This is a genomic window from Methylobacterium sp. 2A, assembly GCF_009806555.1.
GTDB lineage: Bacteria > Pseudomonadota > Alphaproteobacteria > Rhizobiales > Beijerinckiaceae > Methylobacterium.
In genome coordinates this window covers 1-19,816 of record NZ_VUOK01000047.1, presented here as the reverse complement: position 1 = coordinate 19,816, position 19,816 = coordinate 1, and the positions used below count along the sequence as shown (strand labels likewise).

General features: G+C 70.2%; 15 protein-coding genes and 1 pseudogene. 11 read left to right on the top strand and 5 right to left on the bottom strand.

The genetic code is table 11. The features are described 5' to 3' along the window. Positions 1-315: 315 nt before the first annotated feature. Together FVE89_RS21380 and FVE89_RS21375 are read left to right on the top strand one after the other, a co-directional pair. On the top strand, positions 316-1,638 hold the full coding sequence (locus FVE89_RS21380) for an O-antigen ligase family protein (protein WP_160536289.1): 1,323 nt from the start codon (positions 316-318) through the stop codon (positions 1,636-1,638). After that, positions 1,635-4,982: an ATP-binding protein gene (locus FVE89_RS21375; protein WP_160536288.1), complete on the top strand. Its 3,348-nt coding sequence runs from the start codon at positions 1,635-1,637 to the stop codon at positions 4,980-4,982. Before FVE89_RS21380 ends, FVE89_RS21375 begins: the two co-directional genes overlap by 4 nt. 39 nt (positions 4,983-5,021) lie before the next feature. On the opposite strand, the gene FVE89_RS21370 is transcribed toward FVE89_RS21375, so the two are convergent. After that, a complete protein-coding gene (locus FVE89_RS21370; RefSeq protein WP_160536287.1) occupies positions 5,022-6,350 on the bottom strand; it encodes a nucleotide disphospho-sugar-binding domain-containing protein in 1,329 nt (442 codons plus the stop codon). Between the two features lie 430 nt (positions 6,351-6,780). Here FVE89_RS21370 and FVE89_RS31695 point away from each other — a divergent pair. Next, positions 6,781-7,206, top strand: a pseudogene (locus tag FVE89_RS31695) (DUF2087 domain-containing protein); the annotation flags it as partial. A gap of 165 nt (positions 7,207-7,371) precedes the next feature. Here FVE89_RS31695 and FVE89_RS21360 read toward each other — a convergent pair. Genes FVE89_RS21360 through FVE89_RS21350 form a run of 3 tightly spaced genes read right to left on the bottom strand, consistent with a single transcriptional unit; the run spans position 7,372 to position 9,433 of the window. Continuing rightward, a complete protein-coding gene (locus tag FVE89_RS21360; RefSeq protein ID WP_160536286.1) occupies positions 7,372-8,004 on the bottom strand; it encodes a TPM domain-containing protein in 633 nt (210 codons plus the stop codon). Next, positions 7,994-8,755: a TPM domain-containing protein gene (locus FVE89_RS21355; protein WP_202130977.1), complete on the bottom strand. Its 762-nt coding sequence runs from the start codon at positions 8,753-8,755 to the stop codon at positions 7,994-7,996. The genes FVE89_RS21360 and FVE89_RS21355 overlap by 11 nt, the downstream gene beginning before the upstream one ends. Before the next feature lie 45 nt (positions 8,756-8,800). Continuing rightward, positions 8,801-9,433: a LemA family protein gene (locus tag FVE89_RS21350; RefSeq protein ID WP_160536284.1), complete on the bottom strand. Its 633-nt coding sequence runs from the start codon at positions 9,431-9,433 to the stop codon at positions 8,801-8,803. A gap of 275 nt (positions 9,434-9,708) precedes the next feature. On the opposite strand from FVE89_RS21350, the gene FVE89_RS21345 reads away from it, so the two are divergent. The 7 genes from FVE89_RS21345 to FVE89_RS21315 all read left to right on the top strand — a co-directional run bounded on the left by FVE89_RS21345 (position 9,709) and on the right by FVE89_RS21315 (position 16,284). Next, entirely contained in the window at positions 9,709-10,083 is a 375-nt protein-coding gene (locus tag FVE89_RS21345; RefSeq protein ID WP_160536283.1) for a hypothetical protein, read from the top strand. A 17-nt stretch (positions 10,084-10,100) separates the two neighbouring features. Further along, positions 10,101-11,048, top strand: a complete 948-nt coding sequence (locus FVE89_RS21340) for a LysR substrate-binding domain-containing protein (RefSeq protein WP_160536282.1) — start codon at positions 10,101-10,103, stop codon at positions 11,046-11,048. Between the two features lie 66 nt (positions 11,049-11,114). After that, the gene (locus tag FVE89_RS21335; protein WP_160536281.1) at positions 11,115-12,308 is read left to right on the top strand and encodes a CaiB/BaiF CoA-transferase family protein; all 1,194 of its coding nucleotides are present in this window, start codon (positions 11,115-11,117) and stop codon (positions 12,306-12,308) included. Then, a complete protein-coding gene (locus FVE89_RS21330) occupies positions 12,305-13,228 on the top strand; it encodes a hydroxymethylglutaryl-CoA lyase (protein WP_160536280.1) in 924 nt (307 codons plus the stop codon). The genes FVE89_RS21335 and FVE89_RS21330 overlap by 4 nt, the downstream gene beginning before the upstream one ends. Before the next feature lie 356 nt (positions 13,229-13,584). Continuing rightward, positions 13,585-14,913: an MFS transporter gene (locus tag FVE89_RS21325; RefSeq protein ID WP_160536279.1), complete on the top strand. Its 1,329-nt coding sequence runs from the start codon at positions 13,585-13,587 to the stop codon at positions 14,911-14,913. Positions 14,914-15,621: 708 nt separating this feature from the next. Further along, positions 15,622-16,035: a MucR family transcriptional regulator gene (locus tag FVE89_RS21320; protein WP_160536278.1), complete on the top strand. Its 414-nt coding sequence runs from the start codon at positions 15,622-15,624 to the stop codon at positions 16,033-16,035. A 3-nt stretch (positions 16,036-16,038) separates the two neighbouring features. Further along, the gene (locus FVE89_RS21315; protein WP_160536277.1) at positions 16,039-16,284 is read left to right on the top strand and encodes a hypothetical protein; all 246 of its coding nucleotides are present in this window, start codon (positions 16,039-16,041) and stop codon (positions 16,282-16,284) included. A 336-nt stretch (positions 16,285-16,620) separates the two neighbouring features. On the opposite strand, the gene FVE89_RS21310 is transcribed toward FVE89_RS21315, so the two are convergent. Next, entirely contained in the window at positions 16,621-18,249 is a 1,629-nt protein-coding gene (locus FVE89_RS21310; protein ID WP_160536276.1) for an inorganic phosphate transporter, read from the bottom strand. Positions 18,250-18,720: 471 nt separating this feature from the next. Between FVE89_RS21310 and FVE89_RS21305 the strand changes: the two genes are divergently transcribed. Then, positions 18,721-19,816, top strand: a 1,096-nt coding sequence (locus FVE89_RS21305; RefSeq protein ID WP_246731093.1) for a phosphatase PAP2 family protein, incomplete at its 3' end; no start/stop codon positions are given.

The following is a 19,816-nucleotide window of genomic DNA, read 5'->3' as shown; positions in this document are numbered from 1 at the left end:
CTCCGACCTGCCGATCCGCAAGAAAATAAAGCAGGCTTCTTGGAGCAAAGACTTCCTCTTCAATGCCTTTGCTCATGTGCAATAGCCCTCCCCCGCAGGGGGGGGGAGGGAGAGACGCGGAGCCGTCTTGTCTCCCCTCCAGCGGCAGGCGTGTGACCATCGTACCTTCTTACGGGAAGGGGTATCAGGCGGTTCCGAGATCTCATCTTCGCAGCCCCCGCCACCCCGGCTTCAGCTGCGAAGCCGATTTTCAACGATTGAATGTCACTCTCGCGGCTGCGGGCCTGCGTACTCGGCCCGCGGAGCCCGCGTATCATGGCCCACAGCGCAGCCGCCGGAACCGCGCCCGGAATTCCGCTCCTCGTGGCCGTGGAGGGGCTGGCGAAGGCGCTGTTTGCCGCCTTCATCTTCTTCGCCTGTTTCGCCTTCTCGGAGACGTCGCCCTACGACGCGGTGGCGATCCCCACGATCGTGCTCTGGCTCTGCCTCGGCGTGCGCCTGCACCGGGGGGCGGTGCCGCTGCTCGCCCTGCTGCTGCTCTACCTCGCGGCGATCGTGGGCGCGCTGCTGCCGTATCTCGACGAGGAGTTTCCGGTCACCTGGACGATCCAGCTGATCTATCTCACGATCACCTGCATCTTCTTCGCGATGTTCTTCGCGGACGACACCCACGCCCGGATGGAGCTGGCGCTCAAGGCCTACACGGCGAGCTGCGTGTTCTCGGCAATCCTCGGCATCGTCGGCTACCTGCAATGGCTCGGCATCGAGGACCTGTTCTACAAGTACGACCGCGCGTCGGGCACCTTCCAGGATCCGAACGTGTTCGGCTCGTTCCTGACGCTCGGCGCCCTCTACCTGATGCACGACCTGCTCACCGGCGCGGCCCGCCGGCCGCTGGCTTCGCTCGCCGGCCTGCTGATCATCGTGGCCGGCATCTTCCTGTCGTTCTCCCGCGGTTCCTGGGGCGGGAGCGCCGTCGCGGTGCTGCTCATGGTCGGCTCGGTCTACGCGGGCAGCCGCTCGGTCCGCCTGCGCCGCCGCATCGTGCTCCTCACCCTCGCGACCCTGGTCCTCGGCACCGTGGCGGTGGTCGGCCTGCTCTCGGTCGATCACGTGCACAAGATGTTCGAGACCCGCGCGGCCCTCACCCAGGATTACGACGAGGGCGAGACCGGCCGCTTCGGCAACCAGATCCGCGGCCTCGCCATGCTGCTGGAGCGCCCGTTCGGAATGGGGCCGATGCACTGGCGGCTGGTCTTCGGGCTGGAGCCGCACAATTCCTATATCGGCTCCTTCGCCAATGGCGGCTGGCTCGGGGGGGCGGTGTTCATCGGCCTCGTGCTGACGACGGGCTTCGTCGGGTTCCGCCTGCTGGTCCGTCCGTCGCCGTTCCGGGCGCATGCCCAGATCGTCTGGCCGGCGCTCTTGATGTTCTTCCTGCAGGCCTTCCAGATCGATATCGAGAAGTGGCGCCACGTCTACATGATGCTCGGCATGGTCTGGGCGCTCGAAGCCGCGCGGCTGCGCCTGGGTCGTCCGCATCGGGAGGCGCTTGAAACGCGGTCCCGGGCGGGCCATCCCTCGCTCCGGGCCAGCGGATCACCGGTCGGAGGTCCGCAGCCGGAGACGGTCACGTGAGCACACAGGCGGACAGCGAGGGCGAACGCGAGGGGGAGCGGCTCGCGGCCCTCCAGGCGCTCGGCATCCTGGGCACCGCGCCCGAGCCGCATTTCGACGCCGTCTGCCGCACCGCCCGCCGCCTGTTCGGGGTGCGCACCGCCCTCGTGAATGTCATCGACGCGACGGCGCTGTGGCCGAAAACGCCGTGCATCGACCTGCCGGGGGCGATCCCGCGCGCGGACGGCATCTGCGATCACACGATCCGCAGCGATGCGCTGCTGGTCGTGCCCGACGCCCGGGCCGATCCACGGTTCCGCGACCTGCCGGGAGTCGCCGCGGAGGGAGGCTTCCGCTTCTACGCGGGCCTGCCGCTCAACCTGCAGCCGGGCCTGCGGATCGGCACCTTCTGCCTCATCGATCCGGAACCCCGCGACGGGCTCTCGGAGGACGAGGTGGCCGCCTTCCGCGACCTCGCCGAGATCGTCCTCGCCCATCTGCGGCTCACCGAGGCCAATGCCCGCCGGGCGCACGAGGTCGAGCGGGCGACGATCCGCGAGGCCCTGATCCGCGCGCAGCACCGGGAGATCAACGCCCGCGCCCGGGCTCAGCAGGCGGCCAACCAGCAGCTCACCATGGCCGAGCAACTCGCCGGCGTCGGCAACTGGCGGGCGGACCTCGCCGACGGCCAGCCGATCTGGTCGGCGAGCCTCTACGCGATCGCCGGCCGCGATCCCGGGACGCCGCCGCCCCGCCTCGACGGCTTCGCGCAGCTCTATCACCCCGACGACCGGGCCCGGCTCGAAGCGATCGTGGCCGACGCCATCGCGCGGCGGACCCATTTCGACTTCGAGGCCCGGCTGCTGCGCCCGGACGGCGAGATCCGCGACGTGGTGGTCCGCGGCGTCTGCCGTGAGGACGACGGCAGGGTCGACCTCGCCGGGGTGCTGATCGACGTGACCGAGCGGCGCCGGGCCGAGGACGAGGTGCGTCGCAGCGAGCTGCGCTACCGCAGCCTCGCCGACGCCCTGCCGCTCCTCATCTGGACCATGCAGGTCGGCGACGGGCGCTCGACCTACGCCAACGCCCAGTTCCAGGCCTATTACGGGCCGCTCGGTCCGGACCGGGCCGAGCGCCTCGCCCGCAACCACCCCGAAGATGCCGCCGCCATGGAGGCGGCCTGGACCCGGGCGGTCGCGACCGGCGAAGGCTTCAGCGGCCAGTGGCGGATCCGGCGCCGCGACGGGGTCTACCGCTGGCACAAGCTCTCGCTGACTCCGATCCGCCTCGATCCCGCGGACGGCGCCGTGCTGGAGTGGCTCGGCACCGCCCTCGACGTGGACGACATCGTGACGGCCCGCCTCGCCGTCGAGGAGGCGCGCAGCCTCCTCGGGATCGCCCTCGACGCCGCCGAGGCGGGGACCTGGGACTGGGACATGCGCACCGGGCTCGCCACCTTGAGCCCCGAGAGTGCGCGCATGCACGGGCTGCCGGAGACCGGCGCGCCGCACGTCCTGCCTGCCGCCTCCTGGACGGCGCTGCTCCAGCTCGAGGATGTCGGCGACGTCTGGAACGAGGTGCGGCGGGCGGTCGAAACCGCGACGCCTTACGCGGCCGAGTTCCGGGTCGGCGAGCGCTGGCTCTACGCACGCGGGCGTACCGTGGTCGGGTCGGATGGGCAGCCGCAGCGCATGGTCGGGCTCCATCTCGACGTGACCGAGCGCAAGGCGGCCGAGGCGGCCCTGAGGGCGGCCACGCGGGATGCGGAGGCGGCCCGCGCCGAGGCCGAGCGCGCGAGCGCGGCCAAGAGCGAGTTCCTCGCCGCCATGAGCCACGAGATCCGCACGCCGCTCAACGGCATCCTCGGCTATGCCGATCTGCTCCTCGACGAGGGCCATCTCCAGAACGAGGACCGGCGGCGCCTGGAGCTGATCCAGAGTTCCGGCGCGGCGCTCCTCACCGTCGTCAACGACATCCTCGACTTCTCCAAGATCGAGGCCGGCGAGCTGACCCTCGATCCGGTCAGCTTCCCGCTGGTCTCCACCGTCGATGCCGCGGTCTCGATCGTGCGGGGCAGCGCGATCCGGAGCGGCCTCGCGATCGAGGCCCGGATCGATCCGGCGCTGCCGGATCACGTCGTCGGCGATCCCGGCCGCCTGCGGCAGGTGCTGCTCAACCTGCTCAACAACGCCGTGAAGTTCACGCCCGCGGGCTCCGTCACCTTGACAGTGCGGCGGGAGGGCGCGGGCACCGCCCCCGACGGCAGCCCGGGCGACGTCATCCGCTTCGCCGTCACCGATACCGGCATCGGCATCGCGCCGGCCCAGCAGGAGCGGCTGTTCAAGCGCTTCAGCCAGGTGGACGGCTCGATCAGCCGGCGCTTCGGCGGCACCGGCCTGGGGCTCGCCATCTCCCGCCACCTCGTGACGCTGATGGGCGGCGAGATCGGCGTCGAGAGCCGCGAGGGGCAGGGATCGACCTTCTGGTTCCGCCTGACGCTTCCGAGGAGCGCCGGAGCGGCCGGAAGCCACGCGGCGCGGGTCGAGCAGGCCGCCGGCCGCAACCCGCCGCGGACGCAGATGGTGGCCGCGGCGCCTTCGCGTCCCGCACAGGTGCGCCTCCTGCTGGTCGAGGACGTACCTCTCAACCAGGAGCTGGCCTGCGCGGTGCTCGAATCCCAGGGCTACGCGGTGGAGGTGGCCGGAGACGGCGCCGAGGCCATCACGATGGTCGCCGCCGCGGTCGCAGGCGGGCGCCCCTACGATCTCGTGCTGATGGACGTCCAGATGCCCCGGGTCGACGGGCTCACGGCCACACGCCGGATCCGGGCCCTCGCGCCGCCGGCCTGTGACATCCCGATCGTGGCCATGACCGCGAACGTGCTGCCCGCCCAGATCGAGGAGCTGCGCGCGGCCGGGATGGACGATTACGTCGGCAAGCCGTTCCGCCGGGCCGATCTCTTCGCCACGATCAGCCGCTGGACGGCACCCGGCGCCCGGCGCCCGGCGCGGACGGAGGAGCCGAGCCGGGCCGCACAGGTCGATTCCGCCATCCTCGACGCCGCGGTGCTCACCGAGATGGAGGCGAATTTCGGAGCGGACCGGGTCGGCGCGCTGCTGGATCTCCTGGCGAACGAGCTCTCCGAGCGGTTCCGGCCGAGCGAGACCGACCGGCGCCAGATCGCCCACGACGCGCACGCCCTCGTGGCGGCGGCGGGTCTTCTGGGATTCGTCGGCCTGTCGAGCCTGTGCCGGGAGGTCGAGGCGGCCGCCCATGCGGGGACCGACCTGATGCCGCTGATCCGGCGCCTGGAGGTGCAGCGGGCGACGGCTTTGCGCGCGATCCGGCAGCTGCGCGCGGCCTGATCTCCCACCCGCGAGCTTGCGCGCCCGCAGGGGGCTGCCTCAGGCCGACCGTGCCAGCGGAACCGCGAGGCCGGCTCCGCCGCTGCGCACCGGCCCGGAGCGGGCGAGGTCGTCCACAGCCGTCAGGGCGGCCGCCAGGGCGTCGCGGCTCGCGAAGGCCGCCTTCAGCGTACCGGCGCGCTGCCGGAAGGCGGGCTCCGTAAGCACCCGGGCCACCGCGTCCCGCAGGTCCTCCCGGCTCGGCGTGTTGGTGGCGAGGTTGATGCCGGCGCCGGACCAGCCGACGCGGGCATTCACCTCGGCCTTGTCCTCGGTGAGGCCGGCCGAGACGATCGGCACCCCGGCGGCCAGCGCTTGGCTGACGCTGCCGTAGCCGCCATTGGTCACGAGCACGCTGACCCGCGGCAGCAGATCGCGGAACGGCAGGAAGCTGGCGAGGCGCGTGTTGGCGGGGATCGGCCCGCCCAGGGCCGTGACGGGCCGGCCGCCGGTGGTGGCCAGGACGAGGAGATCGCTCCGGTCGGCCAAAGCGGCGAGAGTCGGTTCGAGCAATTCGCCGAAATCCGCGTTGGCCAGCGTCCCCTGCGTGACCAGCACGACGGGTTTGCCCGCGGCGTTCGCCGCCTCCAGCTCCGGCCACCATTCCGGCAGGGGCGCCGGTGGGGCGGGCGGCTGCAGCAGCCCGATATAGCGCACCCCCGGGGGCAGCGCGCCGTAATCGTACTCGAAGCCCGGCACCGTCGGCTGGAGGAACAGGTCCGGGAGCACCACGACGGAGTGCGGCAGCGAGGCCGGCAGCGGCGGCAGGCCGAGCTTGGCGAGCTGCCCATCCACGTAGGCGCGCACCGGATTGGTGAAGGCCGCGTCCATGCCGGCCTTCACGGCGGCGTAGCGGACCCGCTCGGACCGGTCCCGGGCGGGCGGCAGGCCGGGGCCGACCGGGGCGTGGTCCGGCCGGTCCAGGAACAGGAAGCTGATATTGACGGTCACGATCGGCGGCCGCGGCGCCGGGTCGAGGAGCAGCGTCAGCATGCCCAGGAACATGCTGCCGGCCACGATCACGTCCGGCGCCTCTTCGGCGATCAGCCGGCGCAGCACCTCCGCCTGATCCACCATCGGATCGATGAAGCGCCGCTCGAACTCACGCCGGTAGCGCTCGGGGCCGGCCGGCAGCTCGGTCTCTCGAAACGTGGCCGAACCGTTGTCGGCGTAGCCCGTGAAGCGCAGGCCCGCCGCCTCGATCTTCGCGCGAAACAGCGCGTCGGACAGCACGAGCACGTCGTCGCCGCGCGCGGCGGCGGCGCGGCCAATGGCGAGCATCGGGTTGACGTGGCCGGTGAGCGGCGTCGCGGCGATCAGGATCTTCATCACGGCCTCCTCGGGCGCGGCCAGCGGCATCGTCCCGGATCGGGATTGCGGCACCCTTTCGAAGGGCGCCCGGGGCGCGGGCGTGCGCCGGTCTCGGAGGGCAAATCGTCCGCGGTCCCATGTGGTTACCACGCCGGACGCGTTTTGTGCGGCGGCGCACGAAGGCGCCTGTCCGACGGGGTGAGCGCGCCGCCCGGAGGGTGCGTGAAGCCCCGCCCTCGACCGGTCGGGGCATCCCCCATGCCCCCGAAACGTTTGACTTGCGGCGCGGCACGGCAGAGGTCAGAACCAGGACGGGTCGGCAGTCACCCAGGCGTCACCGCCCCGCGAGGGGAGCTAAACCTGCATCCGTCCATCGGACCGTCATCCCGTCCGTGCCGCGTCGAAAGCCGGTGACCATCGACACCCGATCAGGAACGGCACGCGGAGAATGGCTGTGCCGAGAGAACCGATCCCCTTCACGACCCCTGACGTTTCGGCGCTCGCGAAGTCGCTGCGCGCCCAGCTCGCGTCGCGCCAGACGCTGCCGACCCACGTGGAGATGCTGAACATCCTGGCCCGCGCCACGGGCCACCAGAACTTTCAACATCTCCGCGCCCGCGGGGGCTGTCAGCCTCAGCGCGCGCAGATTCCCGAACCGCGGACCGCGCAGAGCGTGCCGGAGCTCGTGGTCCGCGCGGCCCGTTACTTCGACGAGCAGGGCCGGCTGCAGAGCTGGCCGGCCAACAGGTCCATCCAGGATCTATGCCTCTGGATGATCTGGACGAAGGTACCGCCCAGGCAAGCATTCAGCGAGCGCGCGATCAGCGCCCTCCTGCTCGAACACCATCTGTTTGGAGATCCCGCCATCATCCGGCGCCAGATGTGCCACACGGGCCTGATGACGCGCACGGTCGATGGGCGGGACTACCGCCGCATCGAACAGGCCCCCCGCCGGACGCCGCCGCGCTCATCCGGCATCTCCGCGCCCGGGCGCGCTGATTCGAGGATCCGCCGCTGCCCCTCACGAGGCTCCGGCGTCTCACGCCACCACGATCACCCGGTTCGGCAGCTCGTCCGGATCGTCGGGCCCGGCCGGCAGATGCTCGGCCAGGCAGGTCCCGATGGCCTCGATCGCCCCGGTCAGCCCGGCCTCGATCGCGCCGCGCCCGAGGGCTGCGATGAGGTCGGCGAGGATGCCGTCCCAGGCGGCGGGCGAGACGTGGCGCAGCACGCCGAGATCCGTGACGATCTCCGCGTGCCGCTCGGCCAGCGACAGGTAGAGCAGCACGCCGGTACGGGATCGCGTGAGGCTCAGGCCCCGGGACCAGAAGGCCCGCTGCGCCGCCTCCCGGACGCAGGCGCTGCGCAGGCGGGCCGGCACCAGGGCGAGGCGCAGCCGCTCGCTCTGGCTCGCCAGGAGGATCGCGGCCACGAGGGCGGCCTGTGCCAGGGCGACGCCGGCCGGTCCCCAGGCCGTCAGCGCGATCAGCGGCCAGGGCAGGATCAAAGCCGCTACCAACGTCGCCAGGAGGACGAGCGAGCGGTAGGCACCTGCCCGCCCGCTCACCATCACGACGATCTCGCCGGCCGTGCCGGCCTCCGCCCGCGCCACGGCCCGGGCGAGGCGGGCGCGCGCCTCCGGCGTCAGTGCGTGGCTGAGGCTACCAGCCATCGGAGGCTCCTCCGCCGCCCGACGAGCCGCCCCCGCCCGAGAAGCCGCCGTCGAACCCGCCCGAAGGACCCCCATCCGAGAAGCCGCCGCCCCAGCCGCCCGAGCCTGGGCCGGGCAGGATCACGATTCCGCCGCCCCGTCCGGCCCGGTTGCCGAGCCGGCCCATGCGCCATGCGACCGCCAGCACGACCAGGAGCAGGATCACGAAGATCGCGACCTGAACGGGATCGGCCTGCTCGTCCTTCTTCTCCGGCGCGCGCTGCCACTCCTGCGCGTCCCGCGACAGGATCGCCAGGATCCCGTCCACGCCCGCGTCGAGCCCGCCGAACCAGTCGCCGGTCTTGAAGCGCGGCGTGATCGCGCTGGCCGTGATGGTGCGGGACTGGGCGTCGGTCAGCGCGCCTTCGAGCCCGTAGCCGACCTCGATGCGGACCTTGCGCTCCTGCGGCGCCACCAGGAGGAGGACGCCGTTGTTGGTCTTGGCCTGCCCGAGCTTCCAGGCCCGGAACAGGCGGTTGGCGTAATCCTCGATGGTCGTGCCCTGGAGGTTCGGCACGGTCGCGACCACGACCTGATCCGAGGTCCTATCCTCATGCGCCTTCAGCTTGGCTTCGAGCGCGTGGCGCTGGTCCGGCGTCAGGAGGCCGGCCGCATCGACGACGCGACCGGTGAGCGTCGGGAAGTTCAGCTCGGCTGCGAGCGCCCCGACCGCGTAGATCGCGAGGCAGGCGGCGATGACGGCGAGCGCCAAAGCGAGCCGCACCCGCACCGGGATGTTTCGGCTCACGGACGGTTCCTAGAATTTCACGTTCGGCGGCCGGTCGGCATTCGGCGTCGCCGTGAAGGTCTCCATGGGCTTGGCGTCGGGATAGAGGAATGCCGCGATCCAGCGGCCGGGGATCGTGCGCACCTCGGTGTTGTAGGCCTGGACGGCGTTGATGTAGTCGCGCCGCGCGACCGCGATCCGGTTCTCGGTGCCCTCGAGCTGCGATTGCAGCGCCAGGAAGTTCTGGTTCGACTTCAGGTCGGGGTAGCGCTCCACCGTCACGAGCAGCCGCCCGAGCGCGCCGGAGAGCTGGTTCTGCGCGTCCTGATACTCCTTGAACTTCTGCGGGTCGCTGACCGTGGAGGCATCGACCTTCACGCTCGACGCCTTGGCCCGCGCCTCCGTGACGCCGATCAGCACGTCCTTCTCCTGCTGGGCGTAGCCCTTCACGGTCTCGACGAGGTTCGGGATCAGGTCGGCCCGGCGCTGGTACTGGTTCTGCACCTCGCTCCAGGCCGATTTCGCCTGCTCCTGAAGGGTCGGCACCCGGTTGACCGCCCCGCAGCCGGACAGGCCGATGGCCACCAGGACGATCGAGAACACGCCGAGGAGTCGCGCCGCGGAGGGCTGGCGCTGGGCGCCGGCCGTCAGTGTCGTCATCATTCCGTTCCCTGTCCGCCGGGCGAGACCCGGCCCGCTGATGAGGAAAGCAGCAGATACCGATTCGATCCGCCGAGGTAAGCCCCACCCCGCAATGAAGGGTGGGGAGGACCGGTTTGATCGGGGCACGGCGTACGACCATGCACGTTCGGGATGTCGCGGATCGATCCCGATCGCGTTGCAATCGGGACGGCTCTCGGTCCTTGTGCTCGCGGCGCGGGCCCTCGTGCCGGAGCGGCGTCCTTGGGGCGCCCGAAGCGGTGCCGCGGAGGTCAGAGATGGATGCAGTGCTTGCCGATCACGTCAGGGCCGCCAGCGCGGTCGCGCGGCGCCACGCGCTCGCCTTCCAGGCGCCGTCCGGCAAGGACGCGCTGCCCTGGTCGGTCATCGAGGCCTACGACGCCCGGGTGCGCGGCCATGTCGAGCGCGACCCGCGGATCGAGGACGAGCGCGACCGGGTGCTGATCGCCGCCGTGAAGCTCGCCGAGACTCCGGTCGAGGAGGGCGATGACAGCATCGCGGCGGCCCGTGCGCATCTCGTCGACGCGATCGACTATCTGGAGCAGGCGGTGATGCGCTTCGGCCGCGTCAACCGGCAGGGGGCGAAGCTCGGCTACGGCAGCTACGGCCAGCCGGTCGGTTCGCCGGACTAACCGGGCCGGGGCACCCGATGTCCGCAGGCCAGCCCATTGCGGCGACCCTGAGCCGCCTCGACCTGAAGACGCTGCGCCTGTTCGCGGCGATCTGCGCGGAGGGCACGCTCAACAGCGCGGCCCGGCGGGCCGCCATCGCCCCCTCGGCGGTGAGCAAGCGGCTCGCCGAGCTGGAGCACGCGCTGGGCTGCACCCTCCTCACGCGCGAGCCCCGCGGCATGCGCCTGACGCCGGCGGGCGAGACGCTGCTGCACCACACCCGCCGCATGCTGGCGAGCGCCGAGCAGATCGCCCTGGAACTCGCCGAGCACGCGAGCGGCGTGCGCGGCTTCGTGCGGGTGCTCGCCAACCTCTCGGCCATCGTGGAATTCCTGCCCGAGGACCTTCAGGCGTTCCTCGCCGCGCAGGGCGGGATCCGGGTCGATCTGGAGGAGCGCCCGAGCGGCGGCGTCGTCGCCGGCGTGGAGGAGGGGCTCGCCGATCTCGGCATCTGCGCGGGTGGCACCGATGCGCGAACGCTCGTCGCCTACCCGTACCGCGCCGACCGGCTCGTCCTCGTCATGCCGGAAGGCCATCCCCTGAGCGATTGCGCCGCGCTCGCGCTGGCCGAAACCCTCGATTACGACCATGTCGGGCTGCACGTGGAGAGCTCGATCTACGCGGCCCTGCGGGACGAGGCGCGGCGCCTCGGCCGGCCGTTGCGCCTGCGCATGCACGTGCCGAGCTTCGACGCGATCTGCCGGATGGCGCAGGTCGGGATGGGTCTCGGGACCGTGCCCGAGCATGTCCACGCCCTGCTCGGGCCGTCGATGCGGCTCGTGGCGGTGCCGCTCACCGACCCCTGGGCGCAGCGCATGCTGAGCCTCGTCGTGCGCCCCGGATTCCTTCCCCCGGCCGCCCGGCTCCTGCTCGATCATCTGCGGACCGCCGAGGCTCTGCGTTCTCCGGCCGAGAACGCAGGATGATGGATCGTGTTTGGACTTCGGGTCGCCGATCGCAGTACGCATCCGTCAACAAACATGGAGGAGAGAATGTCCGGCCCGCTCAGCGGCATCCGTGTTCTCGAACTCGGTCAGCTCATCGCCGCGCCCTTCGCGACGCGGCTGATGGCCGAGTTCGGCGCCGAGGTGATCAAGGTCGAGCCCCCGGGCGAGGGGGACCCGCTCCGCAAGTGGCGCAAGATGCATGAGGGCACCTCCCTCTGGTGGTATCTGCAATCGCGCAACAAGAAGTCGATCGCCGTCAATCTGAAGTCCCCGGAAGGCCTCGACATCGTCAAGCAGCTCGCGCAGAGCGCCGACGTGGTGGTCGAAAACTTCCGCCCCGGCGGCCTGGAGAAGCTCGGCCTCGGCTATGACGTGCTCTCGGCGCTGAACCCGAACCTCGTGATGGTCCGCATCTCCGGCTATGGCCAGACCGGCCCGTACCGCGACCGGCCGGGCTTCGGCGCGATCGGCGAATCGATGGGCGGCATCCGCTTCACCACCGGCAGCCCGGAGGCGCCCCCCGCCCGGGTCGGCGTCAGCATCGGCGACACGCTGGCCTCGCTCCACGGCGTGATCGGCGCGCTGATGGCGCTGCTGCGCGTGAAGACCGGCCAGGGCGCCGGGCAGGTCATCGACGTCTCGCTGGTCGAGAGCGTGTTCAACGTGATGGAGAGCCTCGTCCCCGAATACGACCTGCTGGGTGAGGTCCGCACCCGCACCGGCGGCGCGCTCCCGGGCATCACTCCGTCGAACACCTATCCGACCCGGGATGGCGGCTACGTCGTCATCGCCGGCAACAGCGATCCGATCTTCCGCCGCCTGATGACGGCGATCGGCCGGCCCGATCTCGCCGAGGATCCGGCCTTGCGCAACAACGAGGGCCGCTCGAAGCAATCCGCCATGCTGGACGCGACGATCGCGGACTGGTCGAAGACCAAGAGCGTCGAGGAGGCGCTCGCCGTCCTCGACGCCGCCGACGTGCCGGCCGGCCGGATCTACTCGGTGGCCGACATCGTGGCCGACCCGCACTATCAGGCCCGCGACATGATCCTCCAGGCGGAGCTTCCCGGCGGAACCCCGGTGAAGATGCCCGGCATCGTGCCGAAGCTGTCCGACACCCCCGGCGAGATCCGCTGGCAGGGTCCGGCGCTCGGCGCCCACACGGATGCGGTGCTCGGCGAACTCGGCCTCGATGCCGAGCGCATCGCCGCCTTGCGCGCGAAGGGAGCGGTGGCATGAGCGAGCGGATCATCGTCCAGGAGGTCGCCACCCGCGACGGCTTCCAGATCGAGCCCGTCTTCGTGCCGACGGCGGAAAAAATCCGCCTGATCGACGCGCTCGCTGAGGCCGGTTTCAGCCGGATCGAGGTCTCGTCCTTCGTGTCGCCGAAGGCGGTGCCGGCGCTTGCCGACGCCGCCGAAGTCTTCGCCGGCATCCGGCGGCGGCCAGGCACCGTCTACGTCGCCCTGGTGCCGAACCCGAAGGGCGCCGAGCGGGCGCTCGCCGCCAAGGTCGATGAGATCAACCTCGTCGCCTCGGTGAGCGAGACCCATAACCGCGCCAATATGGGCATGAGCCCGGCCGATTCGATCGCGGGCTTCGCGCGGATCATGGATGCGGTGCGCGGCACGCCGGCGAGCACCAACGCCACGGTGGCGACCGCCTTCGGCTGCCCGTTCGAGGGCGACCAGCCGGTCGAGAAGGTCATCGCGCAGGTGGAGCGCTATCTGTCGCTCGGCGTCGACGGGGTGACGCTTGCCGACACGACCGGCATGGCCAACCCCAGGCAGGTGGCGCGGCTCGTCGCGCGGGTCCTGCCGCTCGTCGGCGCCGGGCGCCTGACGCTCCACTTCCACAACACACGCGGCCTCGGCCTCGCCAACGTGCTGGCCGCCTACGACACGGGCGCCCGCCGCTTCGACGCGGCGCTCGGCGGCCTCGGCGGCTGCCCGTTCGCGCCGGGGGCCACGGGCAACATCTGCACCGAGGATCTCGTCAGCATGGCGCACGAGATGGGCGTGCCCACGGGCCTCGACCTCGAGGCCCTGATCGGCCTGGCGCGGGACCTGCCCCGCCTCGTCGGCCACGACGTGCCCGGGCAGGTCGCCAAGGCCGGACGCCCCTGCGACCTGCATCCGCCGCCCGCGAAGGTGGCTTGAGCTGGCGCAGCGCAGACACAGTCCCGCCCACGAGAGTGAAGCGCCGACCGTTCCAACGAACGCAACGCCCTCCCTCCCCCCTCTGCGGGGGAGGGTGGCCCGCGAAGCGGGCCGGGAGAGGGGAGCGACGGTGCAGAAACTGGCTGCGCCCGTCATGAAGGTCGCGACCTTTCCTGAACCCGGGTTCCCCGCTCCCGACCCCTGCTGACGCAGGGCCCACCCTCCCCCGCAGAGGGGGGAGGGAGACGCGCTACGACCGGCAGAGACAGCATCGCCTTTGTTCACCGCGGACGAGCCGCCCACCCGAAGGCGGCCCCGCGCCCGACACGCCCCAAGAACACACCACGGAGGAAACCATGACTGCAGCCCTGTCCGGGTCGCCGGCCGCCGTCGAGGCTGGCGCGGTGACCGAGAACGCCGTCGTCCGCAAGGTCGCATGGCGGCTCATGCCGCTGATCATGATCTGCTACATGTTCGCGTTCTTCGACCGCATCAACATCAGCTTCGCCAAGTTCCAGCTCCAGAGCGATCTCGGCTTCAGCAACGTCGCGTACGGGCTGGGCGCCAGCATGTTCGTGATCGGCTACGTGATCTTCGAGGTGCCCTCGAACCTGTTCCTCTACCGGGTGGGCGCGCGGCGCTGGATCGCCCGGATCATGATCTCCTGGGGCATCGCCACCGCGCTGATGATCGTCATCCGCAGCGAGTGGCACTTCTACGCCCTGCGCTTCCTGATTGGCGCCATGGAGGCGGGCTTCGCGCCGGGCATCCTCTACTACCTGACCATCTGGTTCCCGGCCTCGCATCGCGGGCGCATCACCTCGTTCATGTTCGTGGCCTCGGCCTTCTCGGGCATCGTCGGGGCGCCGGTGGCGGGCCTGATCCTCGGCGGCCTCAACGGGGTCGGGGGCTTGGCCGGCTGGCAATGGCTGTTCCTGGCCGGCGGCCTGCCCTGCCTCGTGCTCGGCCTGCTCGTGCTGATGCGTCTCGACGACCGGATCTCGGACGCACGCTGGCTCTCCGAGCCCGAGAAGGCGCTCCTGTCGAGCCGGATCGCCCACCACAACCGCGAGATCGGCGACCACTCGCTCCTCGGGGCGATCCGGCAGCCGGGCTTCCTGATGATCGGGCTGATCTACTTCCTGCTCCAGATCGGCTCCTACGGCCTGAACTTCTGGGGGCCGGACCTGATCAAGACCGCGAGCGGCGGGCAGGCGGCTGCGGTCGGCTTCCTGACGGCGATCCCCTATATCTGCGGGGCGATCAGCATGGTGGTGATCGGGCGCCTGTCCGACGCCTCGGGCGAGCGGCCGAAATTCGTCGCCGGCCTCGCCGTCGCGGCGGCGCTCGGCTTCTTCGGCGCCGGGATGTTCGACAAGCACATCGTGCCGCTGATGGTCGCCCTCGCGCTGCTCGGGGCCGGCATCGTGGCCTCGATCCCGACCTTCTGGACCCTGCCGGCCAAGCTCGTCACCGGCGTCGGCGCGGCGGGCGGCATCGCGCTGATCAACACGCTCGGCCAGTTCGGCGGCATCGTCAGCCCCGTGATGGTCGGCTGGGTGAAGGACCTGACCGGTTCGACCACGCCCGCCCTCTACGGGATCGGCGTGCTCTGCCTCGTGGCCGCCGGGCTCGCGCTCTTCGCCATGCCGGCGAGCCTGCGCCGCAGCGACCGCGCGGTGTGAGATGGGTCGCCGCCCCGGTGCGACCCGGGGCGGCGGCTCACGGAACGCCTCCCAACGCGGCTTGGCGATGTTCGCGCGGCGTCAGTGCTTGGTGCTCCTTGGACCCGATGTCAGGATCGCGGGACGGGGGCGATCACCCCGACGTCACCCACCCGCTGCTCCGCGCCCCGGTCCTCCTGCTGAACCGGTCAAGGTTCCGGTAAGCTTGAACAGGACGACGAGCCTATCGCCCTTCGACAGTCGCCACAGTCACTCCGGTGCCGTTTCGCTACGGATACCTCCGTGATCGAGGCGCATTAAAAATACTGGACCAATCTCCGCGATGTTCGTCCTGCCCTCGAACGGCGTGTGATCGGGCCGCTCTGCTTCGCCAGGCGGCGGCTGCTGGCGCAGGATGTCGGGTCAGATCAGTAAACTGTTTCTCGCGTGAAGTCTCGCGATCGAAAACAGTGGCTGCATTGGTATTTTTAACCTTGTTTCCGCCCCGCTGCGCAGGTGGGCAAAAATCCTCGCGCCGTCGGACAAGCGCCGCCCGACACATATTGTATATCTTCTGCATCCTCAGGAAACGAAACGAAACAAGCTTGAGGTTGGACCAATCCCCACCACCCGAGCGGCTTTCGGCGTCGATCTATTCCCATGAAATCATGGGGCAAAATCAACCCGATCGGCGATCCCGCGAAGGTCTAACAGACGGCGAAGCTCGAAATGAACAACGTGAAAGAAACGCATCCGGTTTTCGTGCTGGAGAAGGTCGGCGCCATCGTGGCGGCCTACGTGTCCCGCAATGCGGTCGAAGCCGCGGCGCTGCCGAGCCTGATCGATCAGGTGCACTCGGCCCTCGCGGATCTGCGCGAGCGGGCGGGGCAGGGCGGTTCGCGCTGGGCCGGTGCGGATGCCGCGAAGGTGGAGGCCTCGATCCAGCATGACGGCCTGATCAGCTTCATCGACGGCCGGTCCTACAAGACCCTGAAGCGCCACCTCACCGCGCACGGGCTGACGCCGGAGCGCTACCGGCTCCAGTACGGTCTGCCGGCCGATTACCCGATGGTGGCCCCGGGCTATGCCGCCCGGCGGTCCGAGATCGCCAAGGCGATCCAGCTCGGCCACAAGGCGGCCTGAGCGATGACGCCCGGCTATCCGCAGGGGCCGGCTTCCGCGCTCTTGCCGGAGGCGGCCCGAGCCCGGGACAACCTCGCGCGCCTCGCAAATGTGCTGGGCGTTCCGGTTTCGGCCTTCTCGCCGGCGACGGATGGACAGGAGGAGGCGATCCTGCAGGCAGCGGATCTCGTCACGGTCTTCGCGGCGATCGAGAACCCCGCCGCGCGCCGGACCTGTCTGGCGTTCGTCCGGGCGATGGCGAGTTCCTGAGGCGTCGGGGGGCGCCGCAGCCGGCCGGGCGATACGCCGCCCGCTCCGCGCCCGGGGGGCGCGCGGGGCAGGCCCGGCGAACCCGGCCGGTTGCGTAATCCTGGTGTTCCGCGTCGCGCGCAGAGCTCAAGCCGTGGTTTCGAAAGCTCGAAACCGTCCGCGGGTCCGGTGCAGCGCCCCGCCTGCGCGCCCGTATCTCGGGGACCTGCTCCGAGCGCCTCCGAAGGGCTTCAGTCCTTCGGAGGCCCGAATCCCGGGCCGAACAGGCTCGCAGCCAGCATCGCTTCGGCCTCTCCCGAAGCCGGCCAGCACCGGCCGGGATGAGGCCCGCGCGCCTCAGAACACGTGGCGCAGGATGAAGAACAATCCGGCCGCGAGGGTGATGGCGGCCGGCAGGGTCATGATCCAGGCCAGCGCCATGTTGCGCACCGTCGACATCTGCAGACCCGAGCCGTTGGCCGCCATCGTCCCGGCGACGCCCGACGACAGGATGTGGGTGGTCGAGACCGGCAGGCCGTAGAGTTCGGCGAGCCCGATCGTGCCGGCGGCCACGATCTCGGCGGAGGCGCCCTGCGCGTAGGTGAGGTGCGCCTTGCCGATCTTCTCGCCCACCGTCACGACGATGCGCTTCCAGCCGACCATGGTGCCGAGGCCGAGCGCCAGGGCCACGCAGATCTTCACCCAGCCCGGGATGTAGCGCGTGCCGTCGTTGAGCAGCCCGGCGTAGCGCTTCAGGGCCCCGGTTTCGAGCTCCGAGAGGTCGACACCCGTCTTCGGCAGGAGCCGCACCGCGTCGGCAGCGAGATACATGTCGCTGCGCAGGTTCTGCGTCTGGGCGGCCGGCACCGTGCGGATCGCGCCGTAATTCTTCACGCTGGCGGCGATGTCGGTCGCAAGCGCCGCGAGCGCCGCGAAGACCGGGGGCTTGTTCAGGTCCTTGGTCTTCAGCGCCTCCGTCACCGTCCGGCGCGCCTCGGCGGCCTCCGGCACCGGGGCGCCGGGGGCGCGGGCGGAGAAGACCTCGCTCGCCGCCATCGAGGCCTGCACGAAGGCCGGCGTCGTGTCGTCCGCCATGGTGCGGTTCAGCGCGTAGGCCGTCGGGGCGGCGCCGATCAGGATCAGCATGATCAGGCCCATGCCCTTCTGGCCGTCGTTGCCCCCGTGGAAGAACGAGACCAGCGTGCAGGTCAGGATCAGCAGGCCGCGGATCCACAGGGGCGGCGGCGTGTCGCCCTTCGGCGCCTCGTAGAGGTCCTTGCGGCGCACGGAGAATTTCAGCGCGAGCAGCAGGAGCGCTGCCAGCACGAAGCCGCAGATCGGCGAGAACAGCAGCGCCTTGAACACGTTGAGGGCCTGATTCCAGTCGACGCCGGAGGTGCCGTCCCCGCCGCTCATCAACTGGTTGGCGAGGCCGACGCCGAGCACCGACCCGATCAGCGCGTGGGAGGACGAGTTCGGCAGCCCGAACGCCCAGGTGCCCAGATTCCAGATGATCGCGGCCAGCAGCAGCGCGAAGATCATCGCATAGCCCGCATGGGAGCCGACGTTCAGGATCAGCTCCACCGGCAGCAGCGTGACGATGGCGTAGGCCACCGCGCCGGAGGACAGCAGCACGCCGAGGAAGTTGAAGAAGCCCGACCAGATCACCGCGATCAGCGGCGGCAGCGAGTGGGTGTAGATCACGGTGGCCACGGCGTTGGCCGTGTCGTGGAAGCCGTTCACGAACTCGAAGCCCAGGGCGATGAGGAGCGCGAGCCCCAGCAGCGCGAAGGCGCCATAGGCCAGGGGCGCTTCGCCCACCGCATTCATGTCGGCGATCAGGCTCAGGACCGCGTAGCCGAGCCCCGCCACCAGCACGGCGAGGAAGGCGATTACTCCCCCGGGATGAATCCCGCGATCGAGGCGGGGGGCGCCGGCCGGTCGACTCCCCGCGACCCCCGGTGACATCACGGCGGAATCGGACATGAACCCTCGCGCGGAATCAGATCTGTTGGCGAAGCCGGGATTAGGATGGGCCCGTGACGCTTCGGTGACGCGGCTGCACGAAAACGGTTTACGGGAACAGCATTCGTGTGATGAACGACTGCACATCCCCGTTATTGATCTTGCCAACCAAAGATTTTAGTTCGATGACCTCAAGCCTCGAAAGCGGTCCGAAGTGTCGCAACGGCCTGCCGGATGGCGATGCTCCTTGAGTTGAGGCCAAGGTGATCCATGTGTTTTGAAAGCTGAAGGCACGGTGATCTGGCCTAATATCATGTGTTGGCTAAGTATTGTTCTGTTGCGTGAATGCGACAGGGAGCGATTCTGCTTATTGTGACTGAAGTATGACGTCGCGGGATTTGCGGTTTTCGCTAAACCTCCCGCCGCAGCCGGACGGCCGCGGACTTTGGGGGGCCAAAGATGAAAGTACGGCACGGGGCTTCGATCGCGGCCTTGACGGTCGCGGCATTCGGTTCGGCGGCGCAGGCGCAATCCGTCAACACGACGCCGTCCGATGTGAATGTGCTCAATCTTCTGGCGCCGTATCTGGCTCTCAACGCGACGGCCACCGGCCAGCAGACCCTGCAACTCAATCTGTCGCAATCGGCCGCGGTCAATACCGCTGCCGGCCTCGCGCAGCAGCAGCTCGCGATCAGCGATAAGAACCTGCTCGGCTCGGCCAGCAACAACCTGTCCTCGGTCGGCCTGAGCACCTACGGCGTGGCCGCCAACCTCGCGGGCGGCCTGCCGGCTCAGACGCCGATCAACGGGATCGTCCCGCAGCAGCTCGTGGGCGGCCTCGGCGCCCAACTCGGACCGATCTACCAGCGCGGCGTCGCGCAGGGTGCCAATGGCCCGCTCGGCAGCGTGGTCAACCTCCTGGCCGGCGCCTACAATGTCAGCGGCAACAATCTCGGCGTCGCCAAGAACTACTTCGCCAACGGCGCGGCCAACAACCCGAGCGTGACGCCGAACAAATACGTGGCCGCCCCGGCGGTGGCGCCCGCCGGCTACAGCCTGCCGACCTACAATGGCCTGCCCAACACCCGCGACAGCGTGTACGACCTCGCCTACGGGGTCACCAACACGCAACCGGGCCAGGACGTCTACGGCTCCTCGCGGCCCGTTCAGGCGGCGCCCGCCCGCTTCAACATCTACGATCCGACGGCGCTCAGCGGCATCGCCACCAACCCGTCCTTCCCGAGCGGACACACCACCTACGCGTTTACCGATGGCATCCTGCTGGCGATGCTGGTGCCGCAGCAATACCAGAACATGCTCGCCCGCGCGGCCGATTACGGCAACAGCCGCATCGCGCTCGGCGTGCACTATCCGCTCGACATCATCGGCGGCCGCGCACTCGCGACCTACGACCTCGCCCAGGCCTTCACCAATCCGGCCTATATCGACAACGCCGCGGTGACCGGCACGGCGATCAACCTGCCGGCCCAGTTCGTGAAGGCCCAGGGCGAACTCCAGGCCTACCTCGCCGCCCAGTGCGGCAACACCGTCGCCGCCTGCGCCGGCAGCGCCGCCAACCAGGCCGGCA